The 17,152-nt window shown below is 63.1% G+C and carries 17 protein-coding genes; 7 read left to right on the plus strand and 10 right to left on the minus strand.

What is annotated here, in order from left to right; all coding sequences use genetic code 11:
- The 5 genes from EOA32_RS05900 to mnmE all read right to left on the minus strand — a co-directional run.
- Positions 1 to 313, minus strand: a 313-nt coding sequence (locus tag EOA32_RS05900; protein WP_128371164.1) for a ParB/RepB/Spo0J family partition protein, incomplete at its 3' end; no start/stop codon positions are given.
- Positions 314 to 369: 56 nt separating this feature from the next.
- On the minus strand, positions 370 to 1,167 hold the full coding sequence (locus EOA32_RS05905) for a ParA family protein (protein WP_066991504.1): 798 nt from the start codon (positions 1,165 to 1,167) through the stop codon (positions 370 to 372).
- Positions 1,168 to 1,184: 17 nt separating this feature from the next.
- Positions 1,185 to 1,826 carry a 16S rRNA (guanine(527)-N(7))-methyltransferase RsmG gene (gene rsmG, locus EOA32_RS05910; protein ID WP_128371165.1) on the minus strand — a complete coding sequence of 214 codons (642 nt, stop codon included), beginning with the start codon at positions 1,824 to 1,826 and terminating at the stop codon, positions 1,185 to 1,187.
- Positions 1,823 to 3,697, minus strand: coding sequence for a tRNA uridine-5-carboxymethylaminomethyl(34) synthesis enzyme MnmG (mnmG, locus tag EOA32_RS05915; RefSeq protein ID WP_128371166.1), 1,875 nt, complete (start codon positions 3,695 to 3,697; stop codon positions 1,823 to 1,825). The genes rsmG and mnmG overlap by 4 nt, the downstream gene beginning before the upstream one ends.
- Positions 3,698 to 4,064: 367 nt before the next feature.
- Positions 4,065 to 5,375: a tRNA uridine-5-carboxymethylaminomethyl(34) synthesis GTPase MnmE gene (gene mnmE / locus EOA32_RS05920; RefSeq protein WP_128371167.1), complete on the minus strand. Its 1,311-nt coding sequence runs from the start codon at positions 5,373 to 5,375 to the stop codon at positions 4,065 to 4,067.
- Positions 5,376 to 5,485: 110 nt separating this feature from the next.
- Between mnmE and EOA32_RS05925 the strand changes: the two genes are divergently transcribed.
- Positions 5,486 to 7,504, plus strand: a complete 2,019-nt coding sequence (locus EOA32_RS05925; RefSeq protein ID WP_128371168.1) for a thioredoxin domain-containing protein — start codon at positions 5,486 to 5,488, stop codon at positions 7,502 to 7,504.
- A 188-nt stretch (positions 7,505 to 7,692) separates the two neighbouring features.
- On the opposite strand, the gene rho is transcribed toward EOA32_RS05925, so the two are convergent.
- The 3 genes from rho to hemE form a co-directional block, all read right to left on the minus strand.
- Positions 7,693 to 8,958, minus strand: coding sequence for a transcription termination factor Rho (gene rho / locus EOA32_RS05930; protein WP_082953824.1), 1,266 nt, complete (start codon positions 8,956 to 8,958; stop codon positions 7,693 to 7,695).
- A 167-nt stretch (positions 8,959 to 9,125) separates the two neighbouring features.
- Positions 9,126 to 9,662 (minus strand): protoporphyrinogen oxidase HemJ, encoded by a 537-nt coding sequence (gene hemJ / locus EOA32_RS05935; RefSeq protein WP_095831730.1) that lies wholly within the window; start codon positions 9,660 to 9,662, stop codon positions 9,126 to 9,128.
- A complete protein-coding gene (gene hemE, locus EOA32_RS05940) occupies positions 9,659 to 10,687 on the minus strand; it encodes a uroporphyrinogen decarboxylase (protein WP_128371169.1) in 1,029 nt (342 codons plus the stop codon). Before hemE ends, hemJ begins: the two co-directional genes overlap by 4 nt.
- 402 nt (positions 10,688 to 11,089) lie before the next feature.
- Here hemE and EOA32_RS05945 point away from each other — a divergent pair, with 402 nt between their 5' ends.
- From EOA32_RS05945 to dnaQ, 5 genes are all read left to right on the plus strand, one after another.
- Positions 11,090 to 11,911 carry a pyruvate, water dikinase regulatory protein gene (locus tag EOA32_RS05945; protein ID WP_067323508.1) on the plus strand — a complete coding sequence of 274 codons (822 nt, stop codon included), beginning with the start codon at positions 11,090 to 11,092 and terminating at the stop codon, positions 11,909 to 11,911.
- A gap of 106 nt (positions 11,912 to 12,017) precedes the next feature.
- Entirely contained in the window at positions 12,018 to 12,617 is a 600-nt protein-coding gene (locus EOA32_RS05950) for a Maf-like protein (RefSeq protein ID WP_095776756.1), read from the plus strand.
- Complete coding sequence (locus EOA32_RS05955) at positions 12,610 to 13,443, plus strand: shikimate dehydrogenase (RefSeq protein ID WP_128371170.1); 834 nt, start codon at positions 12,610 to 12,612, stop codon at positions 13,441 to 13,443. Before EOA32_RS05950 ends, EOA32_RS05955 begins: the two co-directional genes overlap by 8 nt.
- 1 nt (position 13,444) lies before the next feature.
- Positions 13,445 to 14,050, plus strand: coding sequence for a dephospho-CoA kinase (gene coaE, locus EOA32_RS05960; RefSeq protein ID WP_095827367.1), 606 nt, complete (start codon positions 13,445 to 13,447; stop codon positions 14,048 to 14,050).
- Positions 14,051 to 14,124: 74 nt separating this feature from the next.
- Positions 14,125 to 14,832 (plus strand): DNA polymerase III subunit epsilon, encoded by a 708-nt coding sequence (dnaQ, locus tag EOA32_RS05965; RefSeq protein ID WP_067323502.1) that lies wholly within the window; start codon positions 14,125 to 14,127, stop codon positions 14,830 to 14,832.
- A 137-nt stretch (positions 14,833 to 14,969) separates the two neighbouring features.
- Here the strand turns inward: dnaQ and secB are convergent, their stop codons facing one another.
- Entirely contained in the window at positions 14,970 to 15,470 is a 501-nt protein-coding gene (gene secB, locus EOA32_RS05970) for a protein-export chaperone SecB (RefSeq protein WP_128371171.1), read from the minus strand.
- Positions 15,471 to 15,636: 166 nt separating this feature from the next.
- The gene (locus EOA32_RS05975; RefSeq protein ID WP_128371172.1) at positions 15,637 to 16,134 is read right to left on the minus strand and encodes an FxsA family protein; all 498 of its coding nucleotides are present in this window, start codon (positions 16,132 to 16,134) and stop codon (positions 15,637 to 15,639) included.
- Between the two features lie 203 nt (positions 16,135 to 16,337).
- On the opposite strand from EOA32_RS05975, the gene EOA32_RS05980 reads away from it, so the two are divergent.
- On the plus strand, positions 16,338 to 17,045 hold the full coding sequence (locus tag EOA32_RS05980) for a Tim44/TimA family putative adaptor protein (protein WP_095776759.1): 708 nt from the start codon (positions 16,338 to 16,340) through the stop codon (positions 17,043 to 17,045).
- The last annotated feature ends 107 nt before the right edge of the window (positions 17,046 to 17,152 follow it).

Genomic DNA, 17,152 nt, shown 5'->3' on the forward strand with positions numbered 1-17,152 from the left:
GCCCCGCGCGCTGCGCGGCGCGCCAGCGCCGCTCGCCGGCGATGATCTCATAGCGGCCGGGCTGCGACGGCGAAGGCCGCGCCACCACCGGCTGCACCACGCCATGCTCGCGGATCGACTGGGCGAGGTCGGTGAGTTCGGCGTCGCCGAAATGCCGGCGCGGGTTCTTCGGGTTCGGGCTGACGAACTCGATCGGCACCTTGCCATCCGCCGCGACCGCGCTCGGCTTTTCGGGCGCGACGGGACGATCGATCTCGCCGATCAGCGCGGCCAGGCCGCGGCCCAGTCTTTTTCTCGATTGGTCTTCACTCATTCTTCTGTCCAGATCGTTTCGGAATCGAATCGGCTATTGGAAATTGCCTGGGCTATTCAGGCGGCGCGCAGCTTGCGCTCGCGGCGGATCACTTCCGAGGCAAGCTGCAGATAAGCCTGGCTGCCGGAACATTTGAGATCGTAAAGGATTGCCGGCTTGCCGTAGGACGGTGCTTCGGAAACGCGCACGTTGCGCGGGATGATCGTCTCGTAGACTTTGTCGCCCATATGCGCGCGCACATCCTGCACCACCTGGTTGGCGAGGTTGTTGCGGCCATCGAACATGGTGAGCACGATGCCCTGGATGGTGAGGTCCGGATTGATCGTGCCGCGGACCTGCTCGACCGTTTCGAGCAATTGGCTAAGGCCTTCCAGTGCGAAGAACTCGCATTGCAGCGGCACCAGAACGGAATCGGCCGCCGCCATTGAATTCAAAGTCAAAAGATTGAGCGAAGGCGGGCAGTCGATCAGCACATAACCGAACGGCGCCGCGCGCGCGGCTGCCGCACGCAGCGCATTGCGCAGGCGCAGCACCCGGTCTGGCGCCGAGGCGATCTCCATTTCGATGCCGAGCAGATCGAGGGTTGAGGGCACGATGGACAAGCCCGGCACCGCCGTCGGCACCGCGGCCGCCTCAAGCTCGAGTTCGCCGGTCAGCACGTCATAGGACGAGACGGTGCGATCCTTGCGTTCGATGCCGAGCCCGGTGCTGGCATTGCCCTGCGGATCGAGGTCGACGATCAGCACGCGCTCGCCGATTGCGGCCAGCGCCGTCGCCAGATTGATCGCCGTGGTCGTCTTGCCGACGCCACCCTTCTGGTTGGCAACGGTGATGATACGCGGTCCAGTTTTCATGGGTCGATGCCAGTGATTCATTGCGGGGTCGCCGGGTGCAGATCGGTGATTTCCAGAATGACGCCATGAGCGTCTGTCATGCTTGGATGTTCTACCAGATCGAAGGTCCAGCGGTGAGCGCTTTCTTCCACTTCGGCCCGGTAATCCCGGCCTTTGTGAAAAAGCGAACGCGCGCCCTTGGTCAGCCAGGGTGCGGCAAGATCGAGCAGGTCCGGAAGCGCCGTCAATGCCCGCGCGGTAACGACTTCCGGTGCAGAAACAAGTGGATAGCTATCATCGATGCGTCGCGCCAGCACGCGCGCCGGCAGGCCGAATTGGCCGACGGCCGATTGCAGGAACGATGCCTTCTTGCGGTTGCTTTCAACCAGATCGATCGTGGCGCCCGGCCGCTCTGCAAGCAGAAAACCGAGTACCAATCCGGGAAAGCCACCGCCCGAGCCGAGGTCGACCCAGCGCATTGCGGTCGGCGCGATTCGCGCAAGCTGGGCGCTGTCCAGGATGTGGCGGCGCCAGACGTCGTCTAGCGTCGATGGCGCCGCCAGATTGATGCTGCGGTTCCATTTTTGAAAATGCCGCTCGAAGGCCTGCAGCCGCTCGAATGTTTCACGTGAAACCGGACCCGCTGCCTTCTGCAGGTCCGCCCAGGCATCGTCACTCACGCGACCGACCTTCGTGCAGCCAGTTCGGCATTGCGAACATGCGCGACAATGATCGCCAGAGCCGCTGGCGTCATCCCTTCCATGCGCTGCGCGTCGGCAATCGAGCGCGGCCGGCGTGCCTTCATCTTCTGCTTCAGCTCATTGGAAAGGCCTGGCACGTCCGCGAAGTCGATGGTCTCCGGAATGAGCCGCGATTCCTCGTGCCTGATCTGCGCCACGTCAGCCTGTTGGCGCTCGAGATAGACGGAATATTTGGCCTCGGTCTCAAGCCGCTCTGTCGTGTTGGGGTCGAGTTCGCCAAACCGTGGCTCGATCCGCGTCAACCAGACCATATCGACGCCGGGATAGGCGAGAAGGTCGTAGGCGGAACGCCGAACGCCGTCCCGGTTGATCTCCAGTCCATGCCGCGCGGCTTCATTCGGCGTGAAGGCGATCGACCTTGCCAGCGCGCGGGCAGCGTCGAGCTCCACACTGATCGCGCCGAAACGTTGCATCCGCTCGGAGGAGACGATCCCCAAGCGGTCGGCCAGCGGCGTCAGCCGCTCGTCTGCATTGTCGGCGCGCAGCGAAAGCCGGAACTCCGCCCGCGAAGTGAACATGCGGTAGGGTTCGGCGATGCCGCGGCTGGTGAGGTCATCGATCATCACGCCGATATAGGCTTCAGTGCGGCTGAGCACGACCGGCTCGCTTGAAGATGCCGTGCGCGCGGCGTTGATGCCGGCAAGCAGGCCTTGCGCGCCGGCTTCTTCGTAGCCCGTGGTGCCGTTGATCTGCCCGGCCAAAAACAGCCCGGCGACGCGCTTCGTCTCCAGCGTCTGGTTGAGCTCGCGCGGGTCGACGTGGTCATACTCGATGGCGTATCCCGGCTGCAGCATCGTCGCCCGTTTCAGCCCGGGGATCGTTTTCAACATGTCGAGTTGCACCTCTTCCGGCAGCGAGGTCGAGATGCCGTTCGGATAGACGGTGTCGTCGTCGAGGCCCTCCGGCTCGAGGAAGATCTGGTGACCCTCGCGATCGCCGAACTTGACGATCTTGTCCTCGATAGATGGACAATAGCGCGGCCCCACGCCTTCGATCGAGCCGGAATACATCGCCGAACGCTTCAAATTGAGGCGAATCAACTCATGTGTCGCCTGCGTTGTGCGAGTAATACCGCATTTGATCTGCGGGTTCGCGATGCGGTCTGTCATCAGCGAGAACGGCACCGGGTGATCGTCCGCGGCCTGACTTTCCAGCGACGCCCAATCGATGGTGCGGCCGTCGAGGCGAGGGGGCGTCCCGGTCTTCAGCCGCCCGAGCTTGAAACCGGCACGCGTCATCGTCGCCGAGAGCCCATGGCTCGCCTGCTCGTTCATCCGGCCGGCGACGATCTTCTTCTCGCCGATATGGATCAGCCCTCGCAGGAATGTACCGGTCGTCAGCACCACGGCGCCGCAGGCGAGCCGCCTGTCACCGGAGACCAGCACGGCCGAAACACGACCGTTCTCGATCTCGAAGTCCAAGACTTCGCCTTCTACCACGTCGAGGTTGGCCTGCTCGCCGATCGCCGCCTGCATGGCAAGACGATAGAGCTTGCGGTCGGCCTGGGTCCGCGGCCCACGCACGGCCGGGCCCTTGCGGCGATTGAGCAAGCGGAATTGGATGCCGGCAGCGTCCGCGATGCGGCCCATCAACCCGTCCATGGCGTCGATCTCGCGCACGAGATGACCCTTGCCGAGGCCGCCGATGGCCGGATTGCAGGACATGACGCCGATCGTCTCGAAGCGCAGCGTCACCAGCGCCGTCCTGGCGCCGGCGCGCGCAGCCGCGCCCGCCGCTTCGCATCCGGCATGGCCGCCGCCCACCACCACCACATCATAGTGATTGGTCATTGCAAGAATCCGTTTCAGAGATGCTTTGACACATGTCCCCGCCAGCCTCCGCTGTCAAGGATGCAGTCCGTTGCGGAGGTGATCGCCGGGGATGGGGCTGCGTGCCGGTGGTCTGCCTGTCCGACCTCGTCCCGCATAGAAGGGAGGCGCTTATCCCACGGACAATTTTTCACTTCTCAAGCGCTGCGAATCAGCTCTGTTGGTTTAGTGGCCAGCCGGCAATCAGGGGCAGCGCTGTTGGCGCTTGATCAGACAGGCCACGTAGCTGTAGCCGGGACTCGTTTCACGTGAAACACCATCCGCCGCATCCTGCCGTTGTTTCACGTGAATCACCCGGCCCGCACAGCCGCCCCGCGTTTCACGTGAATCACTTGCCGATGCAGAACTGGGAAAAGATGACGTCGAGCATATCCTCGACATCGACAGCGCCGATAATTCGCCCAAGCCGGTCCGTGGCCACCCGCAACTCTTCTGCACGCAGCTCCAGGCTTTGCCCCGCCAGCGCCACCAAGATAAAATCCTTCGCCTCCTCCAGCATCTCGACATGGCGGAGCCTCGACGGCAGGATGTCACCGGCCCCTCCGACTGCGGCTGCGGCGCGACCCGCAATCTCGTCCAGCAGTTCCGAAATTCCGGTACCTTCCTTGGAAGAGATGGCCAAATCATGGGCCCCTCTACGCGCTCCCAAGAGATCGGCTTTGGTCCCGATCCTCAGGAGCGGAACACCTGTCGGAACCGCGCCGACGGGCTGTGGATCGACCATGTCCTCCAGCAGCAAAACCAGGTCGGCACCACCGGCCTTGGCACGCGCTCGCTCGATGCCGATCGTCTCCACCTTGCCGGCGGCCTCGCGCAGGCCTGCCGTATCGACCACCCGCACTCTCATCCCGTGGAGGTCCAGCGCCACCTCCAGCAGGTCGCGCGTGGTGCCTGGCTCGTCGGTGACGATTGCCGCCTCGCGTTGGGCCAGGGCGTTGAACAGACTGGACTTGCCGGCGTTCGGCGCGCCGAGGATGACGACCTCAAAGCCATCGCGAATGACCTCGGCCGCCTTGAACCCCTGAATATGGCGGTCGATCTCGTCGGCCATCGCCGCCACATCGGTCCAGACCGCCTTCGAGACCGAGCCCGGCACATCCTCCTCGTCGCCGAAGTCGATTTCCGCTTCGATCATAGCCCGGGCATGGATCAGCCGCCGGCGCCACCCCGAATAGAGCTCGCTCTGCGCGCCCTCGGCGTTACGCACGGCAAAGCGCCGCTGCGCCTCCGTCTCGGCATTGACGAGGTCCGCCAGCGCCTCGGTCTCGACCAGATTGAGCTTGCCGTTGAGAAAGGCACGCCGCGTGAATTCGCCAGGCTCGGCATGTCTGACGCCGGCAAAGCCGGTGAGCGTTTCCAGCATTTTTGCCGCAACGGCGCGGCTGCCGTGAACATGGAACTCGCCAACGTCCTCGCCGGTGAAGCTGCTAGGTCCGGGAAAGAACACGACAAGGCCGTGATCGATGACCGAACCGTCCGGTGCCATCAGCTTGCGCAACGTGGCAAAGCGATCCTTAATACCGCCCGCAATCGTTTCGACCACGAATCGAGTCTTCGGACCGGAGATGCGGAGTACGGCAATGCCGGCGGGCAGGCGACCGCTCGACAGCGCTACGATGGAATCCTTCGAGGTTGCCATTTGCCCGACCTGCCGAACCACCCTAGGTATCTTCTTTGAAGAGCCGTTCCGGACGTCAGCCGCAGCTTTCCCGGAATTGCCTGCCTATCAACCAAGCCGAGCCGCTCATCGTGACCTTGCCCGCGCGAAACCTGCTTGCCGAAGAAGCCAGCCCCTATCTGCAGCAGCACAGCGACAATCCCGTGCATTGGCGGGGCTGGTCGCCGGCCGCCCTTGCCGAGGCGAAGGAGCTTGGACGGCCGATCCTGCTGTCCATCGGCTATGCCGCCTGCCACTGGTGCCATGTCATGGCCCATGAAAGCTTCGAGAACGATGCCGTCGCCGCCGTCATGAACCGCCTCTTCGTCAATATCAAGGTCGATCGCGAGGAGCGCCCGGATATCGACCAGATCTACATGGCGGCACTCCATGCCATGGGCGAGCAGGGCGGCTGGCCGCTGACCATGTTCCTCACGCCCAATGGCAAGCCTTTCTGGGGCGGCACCTATTTTCCGCGCGAGCCGCGCTATGGACGGCCGGGCTTTGTCCAGGTGCTGGAGGCGGTCGACAAGGCCTGGCGCGAGCAGCAGGAGAGCCTTGGCCAAAGCGCCGAGGCGCTGACCACCCATGTCGAGCAGCGGCTGGGCGGCGCGAAGGGAAAGGCGGTGCTCGACCGCGGCACGCTTGCCGATCTCGCCGGTCGCATCGAGGGCATGATCGACCTCGATCGCGGCGGCTTGCGCGGCGCGCCGAAATTCCCCAACGCGCCCTTCATGCACAGTCTGTGGCTGTCCTGGCTGCGCGAGGGCCAGACCGCCCATCGCGACGCCGTGCTCATCAGCCTGGAAAAAATGCTCGCCGGCGGCATCTACGACCATGTCGGCGGCGGTCTCAGCCGTTACTCGACCGATGCCGAATGGCTGGTCCCGCATTTCGAGAAGATGCTTTACGACAACGCCCAGCTCATCCGCATGTGCAATTGGGCCTTTGCAGCAACAGGCAATGAGTTGTTTCGGAAGCGAATCGAGGAAACTGTGGCCTGGCTGCTGCGGGAAATGCGCGTCGAGGCGGGCGCCTTCGCTGCCAGCCTCGATGCCGACAGCGAAGGCGAGGAGGGGTTGTTCTACACCTGGAGCGGGGAAGAGGTTGAAGCCGCACTCGGTGCTGATTCCGCTCGCTTCTTCCAATATTTCGAGCTCGCCGCTCCGCATGGCTGGGAAGGCAAGCCCATCATCCGCCAGAGCGACGCACAGCAGCGCCAGGGGATCAGCCATGACGCTCAGCTCGCATCACTGAAGGCGAAATTGCTAGCTGCCAGAGAAAATCGCGTCAGGCCCGGCCGCGACGGCAAGGCGCTTACCGATTGGAACGGATTGATGATTGCGGCCCTCGCGGAAGCGGGCCGCTCCTTCGGACGAGCCGACTGGGTGGACGCCGCCGTCAAGGCCTTCGCTCACATCGTCGAAGCCAGCAAGGACGGCCGCCTGCCGCATTCGATCCTCGGCGACAAGAAGCTTTTCCCGGCGCTGTCGAGCGACTATGCCGCCATGACCAGCGCGGCGATCGCGCTGTTCGAGGCAACCGGCAGTTCTGCCTATATGGACCATGCCCGGCAGTTCATCGATCGGCTCGACCGCTGGCATCAGGATCCTGAAAAGACCGGCTATTATCTGACGGCGTCCGACAGCGTCGATGTGCCGATCCGTATCCGCGGCGATGTCGATGAGGCAATCCCCTCCGCCACCGGCCAGATCGTTGAGGCGCTGGTCCGGCTCTCCTCCCTTACCGGCGATCCCGATCTTTGGGCAAAGGCATGGACGACAGCCGAACACGCCATGGGTCGCGCCGCGCAGCAAGCCTACGGCCAGGCCGGCATCATCAACGCCTGCGCCCTGGCACTCGAACCGCTGAAGCTCGTCATCATAGACAAGCTTGATTCCTCAAGCCTTGTTCCGGTGGCGAATCGAAGTTCCGATCCACGCCGGGTCGATTTCGTACTGCCCATCGGTACGGAAGCGAATCAACCGCTTTTGCCGGGCGGCGTGCTGCCGCCGACGGACAAGCCGGGAGCCTGGTTCTGCAGCGGACAGACATGCCTGCCGGCGGTTACGGATGCGGGCGAGTTGGAGAAGCTGTTGCGGCGGGAATAAACAGCTTCTTCTCCTCGGCTTGACCCAGGATCTATGTCGCGGCGCTTCCGACGAATGCGGCGGTGCGGAATTCTGCACCGCCGCAAAGCTCAAAAAACAACGGCATGGACTTAGGGTTCTGCGCAGCGTCGCCTCGCTCCTTGCTCCGCCTTGTATGCCGAAGAAAGGACCGGTCCCTCGGCGCCCGATCAGGTATTCATCGAATCGAAGAAATCCGCGTTGGTCTTGGTCTGCTTGAGCTTGTCGATGAGGAATTCGATCGCATCGGTCGTTCCCATCGGCGCAAGGATCCGGCGCAGCACGAAGATCTTCTGCAGATCCGAACGCGGCACCAGAAGGTCTTCCTTGCGGGTCCCGGACTTGAGGATGTCGATCGCCGGGTAGATGCGCTTGTCGGCCACCTTGCGGTCGAGCTGGATTTCACAGTTGCCGGTGCCCTTGAACTCTTCGAAGATGACTTCGTCCATGCGGCTGCCGGTGTCGATCAGCGCGGTGGCGATGATGGTCAGCGACCCGCCTTCCTCAATGTTGCGGGCGGCGCCGAAGAAGCGCTTCGGACGCTGCAGCGCGTTGGCGTCGACACCGCCGGTCAACACCTTGCCCGATGACGGCACCACGGTGTTGTAGGCGCGACCGAGGCGGGTGATCGAATCGAGCAGGATGACGACATCGCGCCCATGCTCGACCAGGCGCTTGGCCTTCTCGATCACCATTTCGGCAACCTGCACATGGCGCGCCGCCGGTTCGTCGAAGGTCGAGGAAATCACTTCGCCCTTGACCGAGCGCTGCATGTCGGTGACTTCCTCCGGACGCTCGTCGATCAGAAGAACGATCAGGTAGCATTCCGGATGGTTGGCGGTGATCGAGTGCGCGATGTTCTGCAACAGCACCGTCTTACCGGTGCGCGGCTGAGCGTTGATCAGCGCGCGCTGGCCCTTGCCGATCGGCGCCACCAGGTCGATCACACGCGGCGAGATGTCCTTGGTCGGGGGATTGTCGACCTCCATCTTCAGCCGCGAGGTCGGGTAGAGCGGCGTCAGGTTGTCGAAGTGGATCTTGTGCCGGATCTTCTCCGGATCATCGAAATTGATGGTGTTGACCTTGAGCAACGCGAAATAACGCTCGCCCTCTTTGGGGCTGCGGATCGGCCCCTCGACGGTGTCGCCGGTCTTCAGCGAAAAGCGCCTGATCTGCGACGGTGAAATATAGATATCGTCGGGACCCGGCAGGTAATTGGCGTTGGCCGAGCGCAGGAAGCCGAAACCGTCCTGCAGTACCTCGACCACGCCTTCGCCGATGATCTCGACGTCCTGGATGGCGAGCTTTTTCAGGATCGCGAACATCAGCTCCTGCTTACGCATGACGCTGGCGTTCTCCACCTCGAGCGATTCGGCGTAAGCGATCAGCTCTGGCGGCTTCTTATTCTTGAACTCTGCGAGTTTCATTTCTTGCATTAGATGGACTCTGGGTAGGCTTTGGGGAGAAAAAATCGGCTGGATGCGACAAATGCCGGGCGCGGCCGAAAGCGAGAAAGGGGCGGCGCATGACGGGAAGGAAGACCCGTCTTTTATCGTCGGTCGCCTGAAAGAGCAAGCCGCCTTTTGCCGGGTGTGGGGAAGCCTCAGAACGGCTTCACGATGACCAGGATGACGATGACGATCATCAGCAATGTGGGGAGTTCATTGACGATCCGCCAGTGCCTCGCCGGCTTTTCGTTCTTGTCCTCGGCAAATTTTCTCACCGCGCCGGCGAGATAGCCGTGCAGACCCGAAAGCAGCAGCACGGCGAGGATCTTGGCGTGCAGCCAGCCGCCCTGGAAACCGAAGCCCTTCCAGGCGAGCCAAAGCCCGAACACCCAGGTCACGGTCATCGCCGGGTTGATGATGGCGCGCAGCAGCCGGCGCTCCATCACCTTGAAGGTCTCGGACTGCACGGAGCCTTTCTCGGCGTCGACATGATAGACGAAAAGCCGAGGCAGATAGAGCATCCCGGCCATCCAGGCGATGACGGCAATCACATGGATTGCCTTCGCCCAGGGATAGAAGCTGTCCGGCGCCACAAGGAAGAGCAGGGCGGTCAGGACGACCAGCAGAACGATGCCGATCAACATGCGCTTCATCGCCTGGCCGGCGCTGTTCTCGTTGGTCGTCCCGGTCATCGATGGCTCCGCACCATTTTCACCATGGCCTCGACATGCGCCACAGGCGTTTCCGGCGTGATGCCGTGGCCGAGATTGAAGATCAGCGGCCCGTTGCCCAGCGTGCGAAGGATGGCGTCGACGCCGTCGGCCAGCGCCCTGCCGCCGGCAACCAGGCGAAGCGGATCGAGATTGCCCTGCACCGCGCCTTCGCTTTGCAATTCCTTTGCCATCGACAGCGGCACGGTCCAGTCGAGACCAAGCCCGGTGATCCCGGTCTTCTTCCTGTAATCGCGATAGCGCTCGCCGGCGCCCTTGGGGAACCCGATCACCGGAACATCCGGACGCGCGGCCTTCACTTGCCGGACAATCTCCGCAACGGGCTCGATGCAAAACGCCTCAAAGGACGCTTCATCGAGAACACCCGACCAGGAGTCGAAAATCTGCACCACATCGGCGCCGGCCTCGATCTGGCGGATGAGATAGGCGGCCGAATGATCGGCCAGTATCTTCAGGAGCCGCGCAAGGGCCTCCGGCTCGCGATAGGCAAAAAGCCTGGCCGGTCCCTGATCCGGCGTGCCGTGGCCGGCAATCATATAGGTCGCCACCGTCCACGGCGCGCCGCAGAAGCCGATCAAGGTCGTTTCCACCGGAAGCTTCGCACGCAGACGGCGGACCGATTCGTAGACCGGTTCGAGATTCACGTGAAACGTTTGGCCGTCCAGGGCCTCGATTTCGGCCGCCGCAATCGGCTTGAGGATCGGCCCGTGTCCCTCTTCGAAGCGGACATCTCGTCCCAGCGCATCGGGCACAACCAGGATATCGGAAAACAGGATCGAAGCATCGAAGCCGAAGCGCTCGATCGGCTGCAGCGTCACCTCGACGGCAAGATTCGGATCGTAGCAGAGATCGAGGAAAGAACCGGCTCGCTTCCGGGTCTCGCGATACTCCGGCAGATAACGCCCTGCCTGACGCATCATCCAGAGCGGCGGCGGTGAAACCGTCTCGCCCTTGAGGACGTCCAGCATGATCCGTTTCCCAGCCATCCAGTGCTCGCCCTCTCCAGGTCTCTTAAATCAAATATCTATTTTAAAAGAGTCTTCTGATTCTAAGAGTCTGTTGGTTGTGGTGGTTGCGACCTGTCCCGCCTGCCGCTCGAAAAGGCCAGTCAGCATATTGTCGCGCAGCCGCTTTCTCAATTTGGAGGGATCTGGGGACGAACCGGATTCAGGCTTTCGAGTCAGCGGCTTGGCTCTTCTGCTGCGGACCTCGAGCTGTGGATGATATCGGCCAAGAAAAGTTGATCCCCGGTTTTGTCCCCAGCGCCCCGACAAAGCCTACAGCGGGGCGAATTGTGGACAAGGTGGCATCTGATACAGTCGCCTTCGACGTCACGACCTTTCTGTCCAACCTTGTCCACACCTGCCCACAGTCTGGAACCAACTCTTGTGAACAAACCCCAGAGCTTCTTCCATCTGCATCTGATTTCCGACGCCACCGGCGAGACGCTGCTGGCGGCAGGCCGCGCCGCCTCCGCGCAATATAAGGACGCGCGCGCCATCGAGCACATCTATCCGCTGATCCGCACGGAAAAGCAGGTCGCCAAGGTGTTCGAGGATATCGAGGAGGAGCCCGGCATCATTCTCTACACCGTCGTCGACCAGAAGCTCGCGCGCAGCATCGACGAGCGCTGCGCCGCCATGGGCCTGCCCTGCGTTTCGGTGCTGGAGCCCGTGCTCAGCGTCTTCCAGTCCTATCTCGGCACGCCGGCCGGCCGGCGCGTCGGCGCCCAGCATGTGCTCGACGCCGAATATTTCCGCCGCATCGATGCGCTGAACTTCACCATGGAACACGACGACGGCCAGTTGCCGGCCAACATGGACGATGCCGATGTCGTGCTGATCGGCATCTCGCGCACCTCCAAGACGCCGACCAGCATCTATCTCGCCAATCGCGGCATCAAGACCGCCAACATTCCGATCGTGCTCGGCGTGCCGCTGCCGGAAAGCCTGATTAACGCCAGGACGCCGCTGATCGTCGGCCTCGTCGCCACGGCCGAGCGCATCTCGCATGTTCGCCAGAACCGCATCCTCGGCAACAGCAACAACTACGTGCCGACCGACTATGTCGACCGCGCCGCCATCGCCGAGGAGCTCGCCTATGCGCGTCAGCTCTGCACCAGGCATGGCTGGCCGATGATCGACGTCAGCCGGCGCTCGATCGAGGAAACCGCGGCGGCGATCGTTGCCCTGCGGGGCAAGACGCGCTAGGGCAGGCTATATAAGTGAGCAATCCGTCCTGAGAGAAGGTGGCTCGGCGCATAGCGCCGAGACGGGTGACGGGCGCTGGACGGATCGCAACCGTTGGTGAACCAGTATGGCCGGCAAAATCGTCCTCGCTTCGGGCAGCCCGTTCCGCAAGGCAATGCTTATCAATGCCGGGCTCGACATCGAGGCGGTGCCGGCAGACGTCGACGAGCGCGCGCTCGAGGCCCCCTTGCAGGACAGCGGCGTCTCTCCCGAAGATGTCGCTTCGATTCTTGCCGAAGCCAAGGCGACCGAGGTCAGCGAGCGCCGGCCGGGCGCGCTGGTGCTCGGCTGCGACCAGACGCTGTCGCTTGGCGACGAAATTTTCCACAAGCCGGCCGATATGGAAGGCGCGCGGAGGCATCTCCTGGCCTTGTCGGGCAAGACCCATCAGCTGAACAGCGCCGTCGTCCTCTGCCGAGATGGCGAAGTGCTGTGGCGGCATGTCGGCATCGCCAGCCTCACCATGCGCAAGCTCGATCCCGCCTTCATCGGCCGCCACCTGGCGCGCGTCGGCGCCAAGGCGCTGGCGAGTGTCGGCGCCTACCAGATCGAGGGCGAGGGCATCCAACTCTTCGAGAAGATCGAGGGCGACTATTTCACCATCGTCGGCCTGCCGCTGTTGCCGGTGCTGAAGGAGCTGCGCGCATTGGGAGCGATCGATGGTTGAGAAGCGGGCCTTCGTCACCGGCCACCCGATCGCGCATTCGCGCTCGCCGAAGATCCACCGCCACTGGCTGGAGGAATACGGCATCGACGGCAGCTACCAGGCTATCGACGTTCGGCCGGAGGATTTCGCAGCATTCCTGAAATCGCTGGACGAGAATGGCTATCGCGGCGGCAATGTCACCATCCCGCACAAGGAAGCAGCCTTCGCCTTGGTCGCGCGCCGCGACGAGGCCGCCGAAGCCATCGGCGCGGTCAACACGCTGTGGCTGGGAGACGGCGTGCTGTGGGGCGGCAATACCGACGCTCTCGGCTTTGCCGGCAATCTCGATGAACATGCCCCCGGCTGGGCGGCGAATGGTCCGGCCGTGGTGCTGGGCGCGGGCGGCGCCTCCCGCGCCGTCGTCCACGCGCTGAAGGACCGGGGTCTCAACGACATCCGCATCGTCAACCGTACGCTGGCAAGGGCTGAGGAACTCGCCGACCGGTTCGGCGCCGGGGTTTCGGCGCATGGCGCCGGCGCGGTCGGCGAATTGCTTTCCGACGCCGGCCTGCTCATCAACACCACCGCGCTCGGCATGCATGGCAACGAGATCCTCGCCGCCGATCCGGCCGGTCTGCCTGGCCACGCCATCGTCACCGACATCGTCTATGTGCCGCTGGAGACACCGCTGCTAGCTGCCGCCAGGGCGCGCGGCCTGAAGACCGTCGATGGCCTCGGCATGCTGCTGCACCAGGCCGTGCCCGGCTTCGAGCGCTGGTTCGGCAAGCGGCCGCAGGTGACGCCGCAATTGCGGCGCATGATCGTCGCCGACATCGAAGCGCATTGACATGATCGTGCTCGGCCTCACCGGATCGATCGGCATGGGCAAGTCGACCACGGCAAAGATGTTCGCCGAGGCCGGCGTTCCGGTGCATGATTCCGACGAGACCGTGCATCGCCTCTATGCCGGCAAGGCAGCACCCCTGGTCGAACGAGCCTTTCCCGGCACGACAAAAGCGGGCGTGGTGGATCGTGCAAGGCTCGCCGAGACAGTGCTGGGCGATTCCGCCGCGCTGAAAAAGCTGGAGGCGATCATCCACCCGCTGGTGCGGGCCGACGCCGACGCCTTTTTGGCCCGCCATCGTGCGGCCGGGGCGCCGATTGCGGTGCTCGACATCCCGTTGCTGTTCGAGACCGGCGGCCGCAACCGGGTCGACAAGGTCGTGGTCGTCACCGCGCCGGCCGAGATCCAGCGCGCCCGCGTGCTCGCCAGACCCGGCATGAGCGAAGAAAAATTCGCTTCCATCCTCGCCAAGCAGGTGCCTGACGCCGAGAAACGCCGTCAGGCGGATTTCATCGTCGACACCGGCCAGGGTTATGATGCCGCACGTGCGGCGGTGGCAGCCATCGTCAGCGAATTGACCGGGGATAAGTCCGGCAAAAACGCTTCCTGACGGCCGCCGTCAGCAGTCCCCATTGCCATTTTGTTCCGGTTTGTGATTCTGCTCTTTAGAGCGGACTGATTCGAATGCGTGAGATCATCTTCGACACCGAAACCACCGGCCTCGATTTGCGCGACGACCGCATCATCGAGCTCGGCGGCGTCGAGCTGGTCAACCGTTTCCCGACCGGCCGCACCTTCCACAAGTTCATCAATCCGCAAGGCCGCGCCATTCACGCCGAGGCGCAGGCCGTGCACGGCATCAGCGCGGCGGATCTGGCCGGCAAGCCGACCTTCGCCGAAATCGCCGAGGAATGGCTGGCCTTCACCGACGGTGCCAAGCTGATCGCCCACAACGCCACTTTCGACCTTGGCTTCCTCAACCTCGAATACAGCCGGCTCGGTCATCCGGCCATCGATCCCGGCCGCATCGTCGACACGCTGGCGATCGCGCGCCGCAAGCATCCGATGGGTCCGAACTCGCTGGACGCGCTCTGCCGCCGCTACGGCATCGACAATACCCGCCGCACCAAGCACGGGGCGCTTCTCGACTCCGAATTGCTGGCCGAAGTCTATATCGAGCTCATCGGCGGCAAACAGGCGGCGCTGGTTCTGGAAACCGTGGCCGTGCAGATGAACGGCAGCGGCGAAGTCGCCGATATCGATATCTCGATCGGCGCAAGGCCGATCGCGCTGCCGCCGCGCCTCACCGAGGCGGATCGGGCGGCACATGCCGGGCTTGTCGGCACGCTCGGCGAAAAGGCGTTGTGGCTGAAGGTGGCGTCTGCGGGTTGAGCGGGGGGCGCTCCCTGAACCGACGCGATTAGCCGAGCCGCCCATCCCTTCGTCATGTCCGAGCTTGACCCGAGCAACCCTTAGCGAAAAAGCCCGGCGCGAAGCCGGGCTCTCGATACGAGGGGTGGTGAGTCTCCTCAGCTCACCTGGACCTTGCTTGCGGCCTGGTCCTCGGCGATGCGCTGCTGGAACATCTGCGCGAAATCGATCGGGTCGAGCATCAGCGGCGGGAAGCCGCCGTTGCGGGGGGCGTCCGCGATGATCTTGCGCGCGAAGGGGAAGAGCAGCCGCGGGCATTCGATGAACAGGATCGGCAGCATGTGCTCCTGCGGGAAGCCGCTGATGGCGAAGACGCCGCCATAGACCAATTCGACGTTGAACAGCACTTCCTGGTCGAAGGAGGCCTTGGCATTCAATGTGAGATTGACGTCGAACTGCTTGTCCGAAAGCGGGTTGGCGTTGACGTTGACATTGATGGCGATGCCCGGGGCCTTGTCGCGGCCGCGCAGCGAGTTCGGCGCGCCGGGGCTTTCGAAGGACAGGTCTTTCACATATTGCGCAAGCACGTTGAGCGAGGGCTGTTCCTGTTTGCCGTTGCCATTGGCGGCGGCTGCCGCGGCATCATCATTGCTGGCCATGAGCCTTTGTCCTTTTGCCTGGGCAGCATTGCTGACCGGATTGAAATCGGGGTTCGCTATCATGCTCGGCAGGACAAGACAAGTTTTGCGCGCCGCCTGAAACTGCACGGCCGTTTCGGGCGACGGCGCGCATGAGACAGCTATTCGAGCGGACCGTAAAGCAGACCTAGTCGTCTTTCAGCCGCCGCCAAGGCGAATTGTGATCCGGCCCGCGCTTGTAGTCGTCCTGGCGCGAAAAGTCGCTGTCATCGAGATCGATGACCCTGTCGCGGCGGCGGGCCGAAAAGCCGCCGCTGAAGCTGGTCGCCATCACGATGCGGTTCTTGAGCAGGCGCCAGGCAAGATCGCGCACCGGCGGCAGGAGCAGCAGGATGGCGATAATGTCGGTGATGAAGCCCGGAATGATGAGCAGGATTGCCGCCAGCACGATCATCGCGCCATGCGCGAGTTGGCGGCTTGGATCGCGCCCGGCATCCATCTCCGTCCGCACCCGCGCCATCACGCCGAAACCCTGGTGCCGAAGGAGCAGGCTGCCGGCAATGGTGGAGAGGATGACGAGCCCAATCGTCGCCAAAGCGCCGACTTCGCGGCCAACGATGACGAAGCCGGCGATCTCCAGAAGCGGCAGCAGGAGCAGGAACAGGGGAATGAACGAAATGCGCAAATTGAGACCGGTCGCTTTCTTCTTTTGCGGGCCTCGCGGGAAATCGCCGCTGGCACTAGGACCTTTAGATAGGTATGGCTGGCTTTGATTTGAATGATTGCGCCCGCCGTTCTATATGCTTTGGGTAATGAACGCTATGCGACCGCCGCCATTCTAGGGGCTCTGGTGGTCCGGCCTGGACAGGGATCGAATTGGCGGAAGATATGGGTTTCTTCGACTTCGGCACGATTTTCTTTTTGATTGCGGCGGTTGTGATCTTCTTCCAGCTTCGCAACGTGCTGGGCCGTCGCACCGGAAACGAACGCCCGCCCTTCGATCCTTATTCGGCAAGCCGCACGCGCGAGCAGGACGCGGCGCAGAAGTCCGAGAATGTGGTGTCGCTGCCGCGCAAGCGCATACCGGGGGAACCGGCGGCGGAGACCTATGCCGCGATCGACGCTTTCGCCAAGCCGGACAGCGATCTCAACAAGGGCCTGCGCGCGATCAAGGACAACGATCCGTCCTTCGATCCGAAGACCTTTATCGACGGCGCCAAGATGGCCTACGAGATGATCGTCATGGCCTTTGCCGACGGCGACCGCAAAACGCTGAAGAACCTGTTGTCGCGCGAGGTCTATGACAGCTTCGTCGCCGCGATCGGCGAGCGCGAGGCGAAAGCGGAAAAGATCCAGTCTTCCTTCGTCGGCATCGACAAGGTCGATGTCGTCGCCGCCGAGATGAAGGGCACCGAGGCGCATATCACGCTGCGCATCGTCAGCGAGCTGATCTCGGCGACCCGCGACAAGGTCGGCGCCGTCATCGACGGCGATCCGGAAAAAGTCGCCGAGGTCAAGGACGTCTGGACCTTCTTCCGCGATACCCGGTCGCGTGATCCGAACTGGAAGCTGGTCGCCACGGAAGAAGAAGATTGACCTAGAGCATGATGCCGAAAAGTGTGGAGCGGTTTTCGGACGCCATCATGCTCCATCTCTTTAATTTGGAGCCGGATTCAGATTTCAGGTCGATCCGGCCTGAAATC

It is taken from the genome of Mesorhizobium sp. M1A.F.Ca.ET.072.01.1.1 (assembly GCF_004023325.1).
Lineage (GTDB): Bacteria > Pseudomonadota > Alphaproteobacteria > Rhizobiales > Rhizobiaceae > Mesorhizobium.

Bases quoted from the DNA above. Each gene is read 5' to 3' on its own strand.
- EOA32_RS05905 (WP_066991504.1), bottom strand. From the start codon at position 1,167: ATGAAAACTGGACCGCGTATCATCACCGTTGCCAACCAGAAGGGTGGC.
- mnmG (WP_128371166.1), bottom strand. From the start codon at position 3,697: ATGACCAATCACTATGATGTGGTGGTGGTGGGCGGCGGCCATGCCGGA.
- mnmE (WP_128371167.1), bottom strand. From the start codon at position 5,375: ATGGCAACCTCGAAGGATTCCATCGTAGCGCTGTCGAGCGGTCGCCTG.
- rho (WP_082953824.1), bottom strand. From the start codon at position 8,958: ATGCAAGAAATGAAACTCGCAGAGTTCAAGAATAAGAAGCCGCCAGAG.
- hemJ (WP_095831730.1), bottom strand. From the start codon at position 9,662: ATGACCGGGACGACCAACGAGAACAGCGCCGGCCAGGCGATGAAGCGC.
- hemE (WP_128371169.1), bottom strand. From the start codon at position 10,687: ATGGCTGGGAAACGGATCATGCTGGACGTCCTCAAGGGCGAGACGGTT.
- EOA32_RS05950 (WP_095776756.1), top strand. From the start codon at position 12,018: ATGGCCGGCAAAATCGTCCTCGCTTCGGGCAGCCCGTTCCGCAAGGCA.
- EOA32_RS05955 (WP_128371170.1), top strand. From the start codon at position 12,610: ATGGTTGAGAAGCGGGCCTTCGTCACCGGCCACCCGATCGCGCATTCG.
- coaE (WP_095827367.1), top strand. From the start codon at position 13,445: ATGATCGTGCTCGGCCTCACCGGATCGATCGGCATGGGCAAGTCGACC.
- dnaQ (WP_067323502.1), top strand. From the start codon at position 14,125: ATGCGTGAGATCATCTTCGACACCGAAACCACCGGCCTCGATTTGCGC.
- secB (WP_128371171.1), bottom strand. From the start codon at position 15,470: ATGGCCAGCAATGATGATGCCGCGGCAGCCGCCGCCAATGGCAACGGC.
- EOA32_RS05980 (WP_095776759.1), top strand. From the start codon at position 16,338: ATGGGTTTCTTCGACTTCGGCACGATTTTCTTTTTGATTGCGGCGGTT.